Below are 16,341 nucleotides of genomic sequence, written 5' to 3' on the forward strand. Positions count from 1 at the left end.
TTTGCGTGGTATGATCCGTGGTATTTCGGCGTAAGCCCCGAAAAATATGACGCGATCGCAATACGTTACGTGCTCAATTCACCGGCCACCTCTTCCGCCAATACGGCATGCGGTACGGCGGTCGTCCGCAACGCGACAGCGGGATCGTACGTTCTGGCCGCCATGCCACTCGATCCCGACGCAACCGCAACCGTCATCACCAGTCGCGCGATCCGTGCCGGGCATGAGCAGGATTTCGAACGCTGGGTCGGGCGGCTGAACGATCTGGCGAGCGCCGCGCCGGGCTATCGCGCGGCGATCCGGCTGGGACAGACCGCCGGATTTCAGCATTTGCTGTTCCGCTTCGACGACGTCGCCGCTGCCGAGGCGTGGCAGCACAGCGACGCGGTGATGGCGCATGCCGCGGTCGCCGATGGTTTCTCCACCGCGCTGCGCCAGATCGACAGCGGCAACCGCGTCGTCTTCGACCTGCCGAGCGATGCGAGCGCGAGCAAATGGAAACGGTTCGTGACGACGTGGCTGGCGGTGTTCCCCTTGCTGCTGCTGGTCAGCACCGTCGTGCGGATGGTGCTGACGGACGTGCCGCTGCCCTTGCAGCTCCTGCCGTCGTCGTTGATCCTGACGGCGACGCTGCAATGGATCATCCTGCCACGATTGCAGCGCTATACCCGCTTCTGGTTGCTGCAGGACGGGTCCGGCCGGCTGCAGACGTCTCCGGCCGAATGATCCGCGGGTCAGGTTGGGTCAGTCGGGCCGGAAGCCCTTGCCCGCGCGTGGTGCGCCGCCCACGCTGAAGGTGGCGTGGTTGCCGCCCTCGGAACTCGACCCGACCCACAGGTCGAACGTGCCCGGATCGATCACCCAGCCTTTCGCCGCGGCGCTCCAATATTGCAGGCTGCGTTCGTTCAGTTCGAAGCGGACCGTCCGCTGCTCGCCGGGACGCAGCGACACGCGTTCGAACCCTTTCAATTCGCGCACGGGGCGCGACGCCCGGCCCGATTGCTGGTGGATATAGAGCTGCACCACCTCGTCGCCCGGGCGGGTGCCGCGATTGGTCACCGGCACCGACACGATGACGCGCCCCCCGGGGGCCATCGTAGCAGTATCGAGCACCGGCGCGCCGATCTCGAACGTCGAGTAGCTGAGACCGTAGCCGAACGGGAATTGCGGCGTCGACGGGATGTCCCAATAGCGCTTGCCCTGATCCTTCGGCGCATGGGTAGTGTTGTGGGCATAGTAAATCGGTACTTGGCCGACGGTGCGCGGCCAGGTGACCGGCAGCTTGCCTCCCGGATTGACGTCGCCGAACAGCGTGCGCGCGATCGCGGTGCCGCCACGCGTGCCCCCATACCATGCGTGGAGGATCGCCGGTGCCCGATCGAGCACCGCGCCCAGTTCGAGCGGACGGCCGCTCATCGTCACGACCCGCACCGGCTTGCCGGTAGCCAGCATCGCCTCGAACAGGCGCAACTGGTCGCCCGGGAGTTTGAGGTCGGAGCGCGACGCACCCTCGCCGCTCATATCCTCCGCCTCGCCCAGCGTCAGGACGATCAGGTCGGAACGCTTCGCCAGCGCCACCGCGCGGTCGAACTCGCTGGAAGCACGCGCTGCGTCCCAGCGCGGTTCGGGTTTGGCGGCACCCGGGATCGTGATTGCCTCGAACATCGACGGCACGTTGCGCTTGAGCTGGACGCCGGGCGCCGTCTCGACGGTCGCGGTAGCCCCCAGCCGGTCGCGAACGCCCTCGAATACCGTCACCGTTTCGGGCAGGTCATACTGGAATGCCCAGGGGCCGAGCATGTCGCGCTTCGAATTGGCCATCGCGCCGATCACCGCGACCCGTTTGTGCGCGCCTGCCACCAGCGGCAGGGCGTTGTCCTCGTTCTTCAGCAGCACGAATGAACGTTCAGCCGCAGACTGCGCTTCGCTGCGATGGGCGGGGTCGGCAAGCGTTACCTTGGCCTGCGCCTCGTCGACATAGGGGCGCTCGAACAGCCCCATGCGGAACTTGCCGATGAGGATACGGCGGACTGCGCGGTCGAGTACCGCTTCCTTCAGCTTGCCCGCACGTACCGACGCCGCCAGCGTTTCGGCGGAGGCGGCCGGACCGAACGACATTTCCATGTCGTTGCCGGCATCAATGCTGCGCACCGCCGCATCGGCCTCGTCGCGAGCGAAATGCTGGATCACCTGATTCTTGGTACCGTTGGCGTCGGACACGACCCAGCCATTAAAGCCCATCTGGTCGCGCAGCACGTCGGTCAGCAGCCATTTGTTGCCGACGGCGGGCACGTCGTTCAGGTCCATATATGCGCTCATGACGTTGCCCGCACCCGCCTCTACCGCCGCGGCAAAGGGCGGCAGGATGACGTTGTAGAGCTGCGATTCCGAGAGATAGACGCTGTCGTAATCGCGTCCGCCTTCCGCCGCGGCATAGCCGGCAAAGTGCTTGGGTCCGGAGACGATATGGCCGGGTGCGCCGATCGCCGGCCCCTGAAACCCCTTTACCTGCGCGCGTGCCATCGCCGATCCGAGGAACGGGTCCTCGCCGGCCCCCTCAACGATCCGGCCCCAGCGCGGATCGCGCGCGATATCGACCATCGGCGCGAACGCCCAGTGGATGCCGACCGCGCGTGCCTCGGCCGCAGCGACCGCCTGCGCCCGCTCGACGCCCGCCGGATCCCATGACGCGGCGTTGGCGATCGGGACGGGAAAGATCGTGCGGAACCCGTGGATGACGTCATAGCCGAAGAGCAGCGGCACCTTCAGCCGGGTCTCCCCGACGGCCACGCGTTGCAACCGGTTGATGACCGCAGGATCGGTGACGAACAGCATCGACCCGACCTTGCCGCTTTTCACGATCGGCGCGAACTGTTCGAACGCGCCGAACATGAATTGCTGCGAGACTTGCCCGGCCTTTTCCTCCAGCGTCATCGCGCGGAGCAGCAGGTCGGCGCGTTGTTCGGCGTTCAGCCGCGCGTTCATCCATGGTTGCGCCGCCGTCGCCGCCTGCCGCGCGCCAAGCGGGGCGCTGACCGCCACAACCCCCGCCGTCAGCGCCAATGCCCCGGCGGCCATCATCATCTTGCGCATTGCGATCCTCCTCCTGTTCACCCTGTTACTTCTTGACCGGAACGGTAGCGAGGTCGCGGTCGATCGTCGCCAGCAATTGGTCGGTGAACTGGTCGGGCAGATAGGTCTGCAATCCGTACAGCGTCGTACCGCGTGCCATGTCGAGCTGCGGGTTCTTGAGGAAGGCTGGGACATGCCGTTCGAGCACCGCACGGGTCGCGGGATTGTCGAGCAGTTCGCCGATCGGCGTCGTCAGCGTGGTATAGCGCCCCGATGCCTTGGCCGCTGCCAATGCCTGCGACAGCCGGTCGATCTCCGCTCCCCACGGATCGCGCGCGACCACGACCTTCCCATCGGCGGCGAAGTCGGCGAGCGTGTCGTTGGCGCGGGTATAGCGCGGCCAGTTGGGCAGCGTGCCGCCATTCGGATCGCCGCGCTTCACGAAATTGGCGAGATAGCTGCTCATCGCCTCGCCGATGGCTTCGTCCTTCGCGGTGGTTTGCGCGCCATATTTGATGGCGGTGTTGTCGAAGAAATAGGGGATATCGGTCGCGTGCTGCGCCCCGCCCTGCCCGATCGAATCGGCGACATAGGAGAAGCGATAGCCCCACACCGGCACGCCCTTGTCGGCGATCATCGCCGATGCCTCGCGTCCGCCGGCGATCATGAAGCCGCTCTTGCCGCCGATATCGGCGCTGGTCGCCCCGATCATCATCGGCATCCGCGCGAAGCGGTCCTGCTCATACGCCTTGCGGACGTCGACCACGACCTTGCCGTCGACGAACGGTCCCGAATTTGTCGGCGGTGCGCCGTTACGCCCGGACATCTGCGCCATGTTCAATCCGTCGAGCACGTCTTCCGCCGATAGCGCGCGCAAGCGTTGCAGCGCGTCGGGCGCGGCGGGATCGATTCCCTTGGTTCGGGCGAAGTTGCCGCCGATCTTTTCCACGTCCGCCAGCGTGTTGCCGGTGAACGCCTTGGCATCGCCGCCCGACATCACCACCGCCTTGTTGAACAACCCCTTCGCTTCGGGCGAGGTGACCAGCGCATGGACCGAGATGCCGCCGGCGCTCTCGCCCGAGATGGTCACGTTCGCCGGATCGCCGCCGAACGCCGCGATGTTGCGCTTGACCCATTGCAGCGCCGCGACCTGGTCCATGATCCCGTAATTGCCGAGCCGCCCGCCATCGGCATTCTGCGCGGTCAGTTGCGGCAGCGCGAAGGTGCCGAAACGGCCGACGCGGTAGTTGAAGCTGACGAACACCACGCCCTTCTTCGCCATGTTCGCCCCGGCATAGGTCGGCGGCGACGCGCCACCGTTCACGAAACCGCCGCCATAGATCCAGACCAGCACCGGCAGCTTGCCCTTGGCGCCCGCCGGCCGCCAGACATTGGCGTAGAGACAGTCCTCGGCCGGCGTCGTGCCGAGCGGGGCGGCGTCGCTGGGGAACGGCTTCTGCATGCAGTCCGAGCTATATTGCGTGGCGTCGCGCACGCCGGTCCATTTCGCCGCCGGTTGCGGCGCGCGCCAGCGCAGCGGGCCGACCGGCGGGGCGGCAAAGGGGATACCCTTCCAGCTTTCGACGCCATCGGCGATCTGTCCACGGACGGCACCGTTATCGGTGCGGATCGTCGGGCCGGCGGGCTGGGCGCTAGCGGGAATGGCGGCCAGCGCGGTGGCGATGACGAAGGCGGTGGTGGCGCGGTGCATCGGTGCGAATTCCTCAAGCTATGGGAGTGCGGGAAGCAGCGTAAAGCTGTGTTACGTTCGGGACAGAAGGCGGCACGCTTACTCTTGCCCAGGATGCGAACGGCGCCGGCCGTTCCAGGGCGCTGGCATAAGCCGCTGCACTCCGCGCACAGCCATCCGGGGCGGATCGATATCGGACGCGGTCCGGGTTACCTTATCGTGTCCGGCGATGGAGCGATGGACGGGTGGCGCAAGCGCCGGTGCTGCGGGGCTGACGCGCGCGGAACGAGTCCGATGACCTGGCACGGCAACCTCCCCAGTGACGATGGCCGACCGCTCGTCGACTCTTGTCGATCGGGCCGGCCGCTGTGGCGCCCGGTCCGTCCGGTTCAGCAGTTATCAGGCATAGCATATGATGAGAAGAATGTATTTCGAGCGGCAATCTAGGAACCAAGACCTCCCACAATGTCTGAAGCCGAACTCGACCGGCTGGGATCGCCTTAACTTTTCCGCGGCTGCGCCGCTCCCTCCCTCTCCCGCCGGGAGAGGGAAAAGTAAATGAAGGGCGCGGATAACCGTCAATCGGGCAGCGTGCGTTAACGCGACCGGATGCGCGCCCACATGCCCTGCTGGGTCGCCCACAGAAAACTGCCGGGCCGGACGGGGTGGTCGCCGGGGGGTCCCAAGGTGAAGATGAGATCCTCCGCGCGGCAGGGGGCGATGCCGGACAGGGCGCCGACTTGCGGACTGTTTACCACCCATGGTGCCTGTTCAAGCCTGGCGCCGTGGACGACGATGCCATGCTGGCGCGGTTTGTCGTTCGCGCCGAGGACGCGCAGCACGACCCGGTCGCCCGCATCGGCTTCGAGGATCGGGCGCGGCACCAACGGACCCGATTGCGCAATCCTGCCCGAATGGACCGGATAGGCCTGGTAGTTGATCGCTTTCTGTCCGCAATCGACGGGGTCCAGCCCAGGTTCGACGTCAGGCATCGGCGCATGGTGGCTGCCGTTGACGAAGAACCGCAATCCGTCCTGCATGAACCAGAAGGTCTCGCGCGCGAAGAGCTTGTCACCCTTCTTGAGGTCCGCCGCGAAGCTGGTCCAGCCGTCCGGCGCCGAACTTTGCGAGCCCGGTGCATAAGGACGTAGATCGGGGGGCAGCACGACAAGGGCGCCGATCAGTCCGTGATGGCGGTGGTGACGAATGTCGGCCATATCGTGGAGATAGCAGACTTGCCCGAGGTCGTGATCGGTGGCCGTCTCCGGCGCGAGCTTGTCGTCGGCCCACCACCAATATTCCCGCCAATTGCGTCGCCCGGTGTGATCCGCACGGGTCACGACGCCGCCGACCGCAAGGGTGTCGGCGTCGGGCGGCTGGAGATTGCCCCCGTGCATGCCGTGCGCATCGTCGCGCTGCCGCCGCGCCGCGACGGTGGTATCGGGATTGCGCCCGACATAGCTGCCGTCATCGGCCGTCACGTCGTACCGGAGGAGCGCGGCGTGCAGCGAGGCACGCGGGCTGACCGTCCGCCGGTCGGGATGGCCGAAGCGGTCGCGATGCTCGACCGGCACCCGCGCGGGCGACGGTTCGGAGCCGAAGGGCTGCTGACCGCGCCGCCGACGATTGCGATCGTCGTCGTCCGCTTCGAGAATGTCGTTGACCAGAATGACGCGGACCCATTCGCCGGCCAGCGCGCGCAGGACCAGCGGCTCCGTCGTCGTCGGCGCAGGCTGCTTCGCCAGCAACGCCTCGAAACCCTTTGGAGCGGGAGCGGGAGCGGCGCTGTCACCGGAAGGGACAGCCGCCTTGCTTCCCCTGTCCTGCTCGATCTTCAGTTCCTCTTCGATCGCCTGCTCCACCTCGGTGCGGCTGCACGGGATCGCGCGGTAGATCAGTCCCCATGGATCGGTCAGGACGTCGCCGACATAGCGATGCTCGTGGCGCTGCGCCGCCACGACGTAGACGCGCTCGGTATTGCGGTCGGGAACGAGCGGCGCCGTCGCCTGCGCAATCGGCGCGCGGCCCTCGGGCACGTGCAGCGGCGCGAAGGCCTTTTGATTGGTCGGGGTCGGCGGCAGGACGCGGACAAGACCCCAATTGCCGAGCCAGAGGTCGTCGAGCGTGCCGAAATGCCAGAGATGATCCCCCATTCCATAGGGCGACGCGTCGGCCGGATTGATGTCGAGGGTGAACGCCTCGGAAATGCCGAGCGTCTGCTGGTTGACCAGCGGCGCCTTCCCATTGCCCCAGTCGCGCCGCCAGCGCAGGCCATGCGCGGTGAAGCTGTGCTGTTCCTCGTGCGATCCCTGCAGCAACCGGATACGCAGCCGCTCGCCCGGATAGGTGAGGATGATCGGGGTGTCGGGATCGCCCTCGGCGCCGGCGAAGTTCTGCTTGTCGCGCACCGCGGAGCTGAACCACGCCGATGGGTCGTTGCCGCGAAAGCGTAGCGGCGCGCAGCGATAATTGACGCCCATGACGCCCGGATCGCTCATTCCCGACAGGATCGGCGGCGGGTTCAGCGCCTTCCCATGGCGGTTGAGCAACGGGACATAGTCAGCGACGGCCAGACAGGCCTCGCGATAGGGCGGCAGGTTGCTCTTTTCGGGCGGCTCGATGACCGCCTGCGCCTCACTCCATGCCATCTTTTTGCGGTCGTCGTGACGCCACCACTTTGACCCGTGCGGCTGCACCATCAGCGCCGAGAACAGCCCCCGCCGCTGCCGGAAATTGGCGAGCAGATGATCGTGGAAGAAACAGGGGCCGAATTCCTCGTCCATCACCCAGCGATGAAGGCCGACGTTGCGCATCTCGTCCGGACCATTGGCGCCGACCGCCTGCGGTGCGCTGGCGCCCGACAGATAGTTCCAGCCGGTCGCGGAACCGTCCGCCGCCAGCACGTCGAACTTCACGAGGTGGACGTGCAAGCCGCATTCGACCGGCAGTTGCGCGAAATCATATTGATCCGCGTTGAAGGCGGGCAGGACGTTGTGCTGTCGCCATTCGACGATATCGCCATGGTTGGCGCGGGGGAATATGGGTTCGGGATTGGCCTGGGGATCGTGCGGGAAGGTTTCCGTTTGCACGACCGTGTTGCCGTTCTTGTCCTTCTCCTCGATCGTCGCCTTTATCAGGCGGTAATGATGCCCGCGCGGGTCGTACCAGCCATCGACGTTGTAGGCGATCGGGTCGTGGCGGACCTCGATATCGTAGCTAATCTTGCGCGGTGGCGGCAGACCGGCAGCCGCGTTCCATTCGCGCGCGCGGGCGTCCAGATCGACGAACAGCGCACCGGGCGAACCGCCACCGCGACAGTTCGGGGCCATCGCAGCCCGCTCGAGAATGGTGGCGTCGGGCATCTCCAGCAAGTCCCGGCGACCGTTGCGATGTTTGGGTATCGCAGCCGGCGGCGGCGGCGACTTGGCCGGGTAGGTGCCGCCGACGAACCATGGGAAGCCGGGTTGTTCGTCGGTCGAGGCAGGCGGGGCATCGCGGTCCGGCAAAGGGACTAGCGGCGGGCAATAGCTGCCGTCGGGATAGGCACGGTTGCCGTCTACGAACCGGTCGTAGCTGCGCCACAGGCCCCACATGCCGTGATGGAAATGCGGGTAGAGGTGGCAGTGCCAGACGATATCGCCGATCGCATGCTGGCGGCTGCCCGAGCCGAACAGGGGGTCGATCGTCATCGCCGTCTGCGGGCTGATCGTGATCGAATCGAGCAGTTGCGAACCCTTGCCGGTTGGCGCACCCGTGCCCGGCGCATAGGCGTCGGCGACAGGCACCGATGGGGTTGCGGTGTCGGTAGCGACGGCGTGCCATTCATGCACATGCAGGTGATAGACGTGCGTTTCCTTGACGCCGGCATGGATCAGCCGGACGCGGCAGGGGTCGCCGGCATAGGCGCGCTGCACATGGGTAACCGGGTCGCCGAACAGCCAGCTGCTATGATGCTGCTCCTCTCCCGCGATCTTTTCCAGCCACTTGCCGTCCTTCGTGCGGGCGGTCAGGAACACCTCGTCCAGTTCCTCGGACAGTTCCCAGCCGAATGCCCTGAGATCGATTTTCGGCCCGTGTTCGTCTGGCTTGGCTGGCGTCTGGTGGACCAGTTCGCGCATCCGGTGCGGCAGGCGATTGTGCATAGGCACAGCGCGGTAGGACAGCGGCATCAGCGAATGGTCGCCGACCGTGTGCAGGCCCGAATGGATTTCGGGTTCGTCGTGAATGAAGACGCAGAACTCGCGGAAGCAGCGCCTCACGCCGTGTTTTCGGTCAGTTCCGAAATCAATGTACGGGTGGTCGCGCACGTTGTCGCTCGGCACGTCCGGCTTCAGCACGACGTCGAGCAGCGGCGCCCATGCGCACTCGGTAATGTCCTTGTCCCATTCGGGATCGAGCCAACGACTGCCAGCCGGTTCCGCGATCAGCGCGCCGAACAGGCCATGGACGTTGGTGCCGTTTTCGTTTCCGCGGACATCGGCTATGTCGTTGATCGGCCATACGCCTTCTGCGCCGAGCTTCAGCCCGATCGAAACCGACTGACCCGGGCCGGCGATCGCTGGGCCGGTGGCGTGACCCTGTATGAACAGGTCGATGGTGCGGTAGCTCAGCTCGTTGTGAAGCTCGATGACGATGTTTTCGTCGACGCAGCCGCGCAACACGAGCGGACGCAACATTGGCAACGGTTTTAGCGGGTTAAAGCGGTCATAGGGTTTATTTGGCGGCGGTGTAGCAGCGCCCGCCGACGAACCCGACCTGCCCGGTCCGGAGGAAAGATAGTCGTTGAAGATCAACCGGGGAATCCAGACCGGGTCGACCTCGCCCTTCGCGGCGGCGTCCTGCAACGTCTGACTGCCGGCCGAGGTATCGTTCCGGACAAACCACGCATCGATCGCATCGTCGATGATCTTTTCCTGCACCAACCAGTGTTCGCGAAGGTCTTCGCGTTGTCGAGCGGTCAGGCTGGCGAGGCGCACCGGCCGGGGGACGGTCCGCTCCTCCGCATCGGCGAGCGCGCTTTGCACGCCGCGCCGTTCGACGGGATCGTAGCGCTCGTCGATCGCGTCCCATTGCGGTAGCCCGCCGGTACGTTGCAGGTCGGTGAGCGCGATGGTGAGTTCCGCCAGCGTCCGTTCGAAATTCATCCGGACCGCGCGGTCGCGATCGGTGGCGTGATAGCGGCGCTGGTCGTCGGGTTCGTGATGCGGATCGCTCAGATAATGGTGGCCGGCATCAACCTCCCCGAGAAGCTCGCGCGCGATGGTCCGGGCGAGCAGCGCCTGATCCGCCGGCGTACCGACTTGCAACCGATCGACCATAAGGTTCAGGCGTTCGAGCAGGTCGATGACCAGCCGTGCCCGCTGGCGGCGGTGATGCAGGCGCGGCAGCGTCTCCGGCCCCTCTTCCGCGCCCGGCTTGCCGTCATACCACAGGTCGCGGCACCATTTGAGCAGCGGCACCAGCGCCTGCGGCATGAAGACCATGCCGTTGGGATCATGGTCACCTTCTGGCGTATAGACGACCGGAACGGAGATTGCGGCGATGCGGAAGGTGCGCGCCATGATCGGTCTCCTCAAAGCATCAGGAAAAGGCGGGTGGAACGGCCCCCGTCAGCAGCAGCATGCCGATCGCGATGGCGAAGCCGGCCTGGATCGGGATCAGCCGCCGGGTCGACGGCAGCAACCGCTCCAGCGTCATGAACAGCGCCGCCGCCACCATGATCGGCAGCATCAGCGCCCCGACCAGCACCGCCAGCAGCATCGTCGCCCAGCAACAGCCCACGCAGATGACGCCGTAGCGGGCACCGACATCGAGCGACGAACGGAGCGGACGCGCATCCCGCCAGCGCAGCATCATGAGGGCGGTCGGGCTGCGACATGCGTCCATGCACGCCATCTTGAGCGACGAGAATTGGAACAGACCCGCCGCGATCGCTGCCAGCCCACTGGCAAGGTCGGCGCGCTGCATCCCGATCGGGAGCAACCGCAGCCCGGTGCGCAGCAGCGTCCCTCCGGCGAACAGCACTGCACCCGCGGCGATCCAGATCGCGACGAAGGCGCCGAGCATCAGCAGCAGCGCCTGGCGCGCATCGCCATGCCCTGCAAGCAACCGCAACCCTGCGCGCAGCAGCGGAAGGGCTGGCGGCAGCATCATCGCGATCACCATCAGCACCCAGCCGAGCATCCAGTTGAGGAAGCCGGTTCCGGCGAGATCGGGGGCGTGGCCGCAAAAACGCACCAGCCCGCGCAGTTCGACCGGCAGCGCGGCCAGCGTCGGTGAGATCGGCGCGGTCATTAGTGCGGCGTGCAGCGCGATGACCCCGATCCAGGCGAGCACTGCTGCGCCCAGCACCGACAGCGCGAGGCGGATCGAACCGATCGGATCGCGGGCGGTGTCGAGCATCGTCAGACCGATGCCGGCACGGCTTGCGGCTTGTCCTTGCTGTCGGACGACGCCAGCTCGTAGCAGAATTTGCCGCGCATGCCCGAGCGTCCGCGAAGATAGAGTGGCCCTCCGGGCAGGGCTGCGACGTCCACCGTCAGGTCGCCCATCGTCTGAACCCGCACCTCGCCCGAGCCGATACCCAGTTCGTCGGTGAGCGCCGCGTTGCGCAGCGTCATCGGTGCGGCTGCCTCCGCGAACTTCTTGTCCTCTCCTTCCGCCTTGGCGATCCGACGCTTCTCGACGGTCACCTCGACAACGAAGTCCTTCTGATCGAACGTAGAGGTGATCGTCGCTTCCCGGACGTCGAGAATATCGCCGAGGAGCTTGCCCAGCGCGTCCAAGCCCGAAAACACCGTGCGCAGCGCTTCGAACGCCGCCGCGTTCTTGCGCGCGTCGATGAAGAAGATCGCCTGCCCCCGGCTGCGGACCGCGTGAAAGGCCGCCGCCGCGACGTGCATTCCGCCGACGGGAATGTCGTCGATCTGCGAGCCGGCGGCGAAGGACCAGAGGTAGAGACCGCTGCAATGGTCCTCGTCGGGCACGTCGTTGACCCAGCACGGGCAGACGGTGAAACAGTCGCAACATTCGACGAAATCGCCGGTCAGCTTATAGGACATGGTGGCCCCCGTTCATTTGCGGATGCGCAGCAGCGGATTGGCCGTCCGGCCCGACGCGGTCGTGATCTGCAGCCGCGACGCCGGCCCCGGGACCGACTTGCCGGGACCGATCAGCGTCTTACGGACCTCCCAAGCGCCGGTGGCGTCGGGAAAGCCGCTGCCCAGCGCTTCCCCTGCGAAGGTCACGTCGACGCGATCCGACTGGAAACCGCCGGCACCGTCCGCAATTGAAACCGGTAACAACTGTCCGCGCACCCGGAACTGCGCGCGCGAGGCACGATAGTCCGCCCCCAATATCTGGAACGCGACCGGTCCGCCGGGCGGGGGCGGCGGCAAGCTGTCGCCGGTGCCGGCGCGGCGGCCCTGTACGGTGAACAGCGCCTTCGCGACGCGATCGGGGCCGGCGGCGTCGGCGCTGCCCTGTTCGATGCCGGGACCGTCGATTTCGACATGATTGCGGAACGGGCCGCCGGTGACGGCATGTTCGGTAATGCCATCGCCGATATGGTTCGGCGGCTGCGCGGCCGACCAGATGAGGAACGGCGCGATCTCCCCGGAGGTCAGGACCCGCGCCGGGTCGTGCTCGCAGATGCCGAGGTCGCAGGTATAGAATACCCGGCCGCCCTCGTCCGCCTCCAGTTCCTTGGTCTCGCCATAGGGATGGCGCACGACATAGGTTGCGCCGGGGACCACATCGTCGATCCGGACGCGCAGGCGCGAGAAGACGACGGCAGGATTGGCGATACCGGGGACCGCCTCCTGCTCGCCATCGCCGCCGAACGCCGCTTCCAACGCCATGATGACGCGTGCGCGGCCGACCTCGCCATGGCCACCGACCTCCAGTCGTGCCTCGGCCATGAAATAGAACGCTTCCTCGGGGAAGTTGTGCGGGAAGGCGACGGGTGCTGCCGGCGTCTGCAATTCGCCGATCGCGGGGGCCATCGGGTCGGGCCGGGTGACCAGTTCCAGCCGGATTCCGTTTCCATCCTCGAACCATTCGGGAAACGCGCTTCCCGGAGCGATCGGCCCGGATTGTGCCAGACGGTGGGGGTTTCGTGTTGTCATAGAGCCTCCCTCCCCGACGATGCGACCAGACGCATCGCCGCGATAGTTGCGGACGCACAATTCTGAACAGTCTAAGCAGTAAATATACTACTTCAAATGGAGTATAACTTACCTTTGCAAACCGAATCGAAGACTTTTGAGTCATCGATGTTGTAGTTTTACTGCGCTTCTGCAGATAAATAGTCCAGCGGAAACGAGTTTGGCTGACAACGTGGGTCCGGTATCGGAAAAGCCGCACGGTCCGGCGGTTGGCAGGGTGATCGACGTTGCAGGGCGATCGATCAAATGGATTGACGGGCGTCGCTGCATCGACTTCCTTGCATTTGAAGTATTTAGGCGAGGAAACGATGACATTGATGACGAACCGACGAGCGATTTTGGCGGGGGCGGCGACCGCGGGGGTGGTGGTGGCCAGCGGTGAAGCCGGTGCGCAGATGCGTGCCACGACGGCGCCGGAAATCTACGAACTGCGCACCTACCATCTGACGGAAGGTCCGATGCGGCGACGGCTCGACGATTATCTCGAGCGGGCCTTCATCCCGGCCGCGCGCCGTGCAGGCACCGGCCCGGTAGGTGCGTTCGGCGTGGCGATCGGTCCGGGGAACCCCAGCGTCCAACTGCTGATCCCGCATCGGTCGGTCGCCGACATGGTGGCGCTGCCCGACAAGCTCGCCGCCGATGCGACATACCGACAGGCCGGCGCCGCCTTTGCCGCGGCGACCCCCGCCGATCCGCCCTATGTCGCGCTCGACGTAAAGCTGATGCGTGCGTTCGCCCAGTTCCCGCGCGTCGAGGTGCCGGCCGGCAAGGAGGGCCGCATCTTCGAACTGCGCACCTATCACAGTCATAGCGAACAAGCGGGCGCGACCAAGATCGGCATGTTCGAAGGCGGCGGCGAGATCGAGATTTTCCGCCGGACCGGCCTGATCCCGGTATTCTTCGCACAGGACCTGACCGGCACGCGGCTGCCCAGCCTGACCTATCTGCTGACCTTTGCAGATATTGCCGCGCGCGACCGTGCGTGGAAGGTGTTCGGGGCGGACCCGGCGTGGCAGCGGTTGATCGCGATGCCGGGGCTGACGGAAACCGTCAGCGGCATCGACAACCAGATCCTGAGCCCCACTCGCTACTCGCAAATCTGACGGTCGCCGTCACCCCCGTCACCGGCGTGGCGCGAACATCCCATATTGTTCGCGCCACGCCGCGACTTCGTCGTGCAACGCTGTCGGGGCCGGCGTACCCGACAGGACCAGCCGCGCGACGTCGGGGCTTGGGTGCATCAGCATCTTTTCGTCGCCGTCGCTGAACCAGACGGGGATGAGATATTCGCACAACACGTCGAGGACCCGCGCGGCCATGCCGTTGGCGATCGCATCGCTGCCCGCCAGCAGGCGGACGTTGATCGACACCCCTTCGAAGCAATTTTGCGGTTCGGGCACGAAATTCATCGAAACCAGCAATCCCGAGCGATCCGGGCGCGCGGCTTCGGGCAGGTCCGCCTCGCGCCGCCACACGCAGAACCAGCTGCGGCAGATATGCGGCCGGATCGCGTGGATGCCGCAACCCGCCGCGGTCAGATGCCTGCACGGCACGCCCGCCGGCTTGGCGAAATCGGGCGACGCAACCTGCAACACCGTACAACAGGCGGTACAATCGCCGCACGACCGATCGGCCAGTACCGGGCCGAGCATGTTCGTTTCCAGTTCGGCGGCGTCGTGCATCGGTCCCGGTTGCCGAGACGGAGGCGAAAAGGCAACCGCCGCCCTTCACGAAATCTGCACCGACTGAAGCCGGTATCCGCACCGCCGCGACCGCACGCCGTGCAACGGCGGGGTGCATTTCCGTCCCGGATCAACCGGAGACCGCCATGGATATCGTCCTCGCCAGCAAACGCCGACGCTTCGTCTGGAGCGTCGCCGCCGCCATCACCGCGGTGGCGGCAGGTGACGTCTTGTTCTACCAGCGCGGCGCCTATGGCGGGCAGACCGGGTTCGCGCTGGCGGCCCTGTTGCTGCTCGCGATTGCCTGTCGGCCGGCAATCTGGCGCGACCGGCGGGCATGGGTCGCGGCTGCCGCCGCGTTCGCATTCGCCCTGCAGATGGTGCGCGATCCCGGGCCGTTACCATGGACGCTCTACTGGGTTGCGGCGGGCATGACGGTGCTGCTGCCTGCGACGGGCACGTTCGACGATGGCTGGCGCTGGTTCCAGCGCCTGCTTGCGCATGCGTTGCGTTCGGTCGTCGCGCCGGTCCTTGACCTCGTCCGCTGGCGCAGGGTCCGGCGCGCGCGATCGCAGTGGCGGTTCAACCTGTCGGACGGGCTGCGCGGTGTCGCCCTGCCCATCATCGGCAGCGGGGTCATCCTGCTGCTGTTCGTCGCCGCCAATCCGGTGTTGGCGCAATGGGTCGACCGGCTGGCCGGACCGGGCCTCTGGGAACTTGATGCCGTGCGCATCATGATCTGGATCGTCCTACTGGTTGCGGCATGGAGCCTGCTCCACCCACGGCCGATCCAGCCGATCATGGGCACGTTCGACGGTAGCGGCGAGTTGCCACTGCCCGGCGTGACGGTCGCGTCGGTGCGGCGGTCGCTGATCGCGTTCAACCTGCTGTTCGCGGTCCAGAACGGGTTGGATATCGCTTATCTGAGCGGCAGCGTGCCGATGCCGGCGGGGATCACGCTCGCCGATTATGCGCATCGCGGCGCCTATCCGCTGATCGCGACCGCGTTGCTTGCCGCGCTATTCGTGCTGGTGACGCTGCGACCGGGATCGCATACTGCCGCGATACCCGCGATCCGCCGGCTGGTCGGGCTGTGGATCGGGCAGAACCTGATCCTCGTCGCGTCGTCAATGCTCCGGACGATCGATTACGTCGAAGCCTATTCGCTGACCGGGTTGCGACTGGCGGCGCTTGCATGGATGGCGCTGGTCGGATGCGGGCTGGTGTTCATCCTTTGGCGATTGCGCGGCGGGCGAAGCGCGAGTTGGCTCATCAATGCCAACCTTGCCGCCGCCGGACTGGTGGTCAGCAGCTTCGCGCTGACCGACAGCGCCGCGTTCGTCGCGTCGTGGAATGCACGTCATGCCGCCGATGTCGGCGGCCGCGGTGCGGCGCTCGACCTCTGTTATCTCCGCATGCTCGGCGACTCGTCGCTGCCTGCGTTGATCGAACTTGAGCAGCGGCCCGATATCGCGCCGGCACTGCGCGACCGGGTCCGCTACGTCCGTAACGCTGTGCTGTTCACGCTCGATCGGCGCATGCACGATGGCGGATGGACGTGGCACGGCGAGCGACGGCTGGCGGCGGCGCGGGCGGAGTTTCCCGATCTTCCGGCCAGACTACCAATGCCCGCTGGCGACCGCATGTGCGACGGACGCCTCAAACCGCCCCCTGCCCCGCCCGCTCCGGAGAGCTCGCCGTTGACAGTGGCGGCGCGGCCATGATCCTGTGC

10 protein-coding genes are annotated in these 16,341 nt (G+C 66.3%); 3 read left to right on the plus strand and 7 right to left on the minus strand.

The features are described from left to right. Window positions 1–162: 162 nt before the first annotated feature. The gene (locus tag AAIO73_RS02155) at window positions 163–726 is read left to right on the plus strand and encodes a putative antibiotic biosynthesis monooxygenase (RefSeq protein WP_345875900.1); all 564 of its coding nucleotides are present in this window, start codon (window positions 163–165) and stop codon (window positions 724–726) included. An 18-nt stretch (window positions 727–744) separates the two neighbouring features. Here AAIO73_RS02155 and AAIO73_RS02160 read toward each other — a convergent pair whose 3' ends face one another. The 6 genes from AAIO73_RS02160 to AAIO73_RS02185 form a co-directional block, all read right to left on the minus strand. After that, a complete protein-coding gene (locus AAIO73_RS02160) occupies window positions 745–3,093 on the minus strand; it encodes a glycoside hydrolase family 3 N-terminal domain-containing protein (protein ID WP_345875901.1) in 2,349 nt (782 codons plus the stop codon). Between the two features lie 25 nt (window positions 3,094–3,118). Continuing rightward, entirely contained in the window at window positions 3,119–4,783 is a 1,665-nt protein-coding gene (locus tag AAIO73_RS02165; protein ID WP_345875902.1) for a carboxylesterase/lipase family protein, read from the minus strand. A 575-nt stretch (window positions 4,784–5,358) separates the two neighbouring features. Then, window positions 5,359–10,323 (minus strand): hypothetical protein, encoded by a 4,965-nt coding sequence (locus tag AAIO73_RS02170; RefSeq protein WP_345875904.1) that lies wholly within the window; start codon window positions 10,321–10,323, stop codon window positions 5,359–5,361. A 19-nt stretch (window positions 10,324–10,342) separates the two neighbouring features. Next, window positions 10,343–11,164, minus strand: a complete 822-nt coding sequence (locus AAIO73_RS02175; protein WP_345875906.1) for a DUF2182 domain-containing protein — start codon at window positions 11,162–11,164, stop codon at window positions 10,343–10,345. A 2-nt stretch (window positions 11,165–11,166) separates the two neighbouring features. Continuing rightward, window positions 11,167–11,823, minus strand: a complete 657-nt coding sequence (locus tag AAIO73_RS02180) for a DUF1326 domain-containing protein (RefSeq protein WP_345875908.1) — start codon at window positions 11,821–11,823, stop codon at window positions 11,167–11,169. Window positions 11,824–11,835: 12 nt separating this feature from the next. Continuing rightward, on the minus strand, window positions 11,836–12,888 hold the full coding sequence (locus AAIO73_RS02185) for a hypothetical protein (RefSeq protein WP_345875910.1): 1,053 nt from the start codon (window positions 12,886–12,888) through the stop codon (window positions 11,836–11,838). A gap of 356 nt (window positions 12,889–13,244) precedes the next feature. Between AAIO73_RS02185 and AAIO73_RS02190 the strand changes: the two genes are divergently transcribed. Then, the gene (locus AAIO73_RS02190; RefSeq protein ID WP_345875912.1) at window positions 13,245–14,030 is read left to right on the plus strand and encodes an NIPSNAP family protein; all 786 of its coding nucleotides are present in this window, start codon (window positions 13,245–13,247) and stop codon (window positions 14,028–14,030) included. Window positions 14,031–14,048: 18 nt separating this feature from the next. On the opposite strand, the gene AAIO73_RS02195 is transcribed toward AAIO73_RS02190, so the two are convergent. Continuing rightward, entirely contained in the window at window positions 14,049–14,609 is a 561-nt protein-coding gene (locus AAIO73_RS02195; RefSeq protein ID WP_345875914.1) for a YkgJ family cysteine cluster protein, read from the minus strand. Window positions 14,610–14,755: 146 nt separating this feature from the next. On the opposite strand from AAIO73_RS02195, the gene AAIO73_RS02200 reads away from it, so the two are divergent. Beyond that, window positions 14,756–16,333 carry a DUF4153 domain-containing protein gene (locus AAIO73_RS02200; protein WP_345875915.1) on the plus strand — a complete coding sequence of 526 codons (1,578 nt, stop codon included), beginning with the start codon at window positions 14,756–14,758 and terminating at the stop codon, window positions 16,331–16,333. Window positions 16,334–16,341: the final 8 nt, after the last annotated feature.

Origin of the sequence: Sphingomonas epibiotica, from assembly GCF_039615155.1 — a bacterium.
In the GTDB taxonomy this organism is placed as follows: domain Bacteria; phylum Pseudomonadota; class Alphaproteobacteria; order Sphingomonadales; family Sphingomonadaceae; genus Sphingomonas.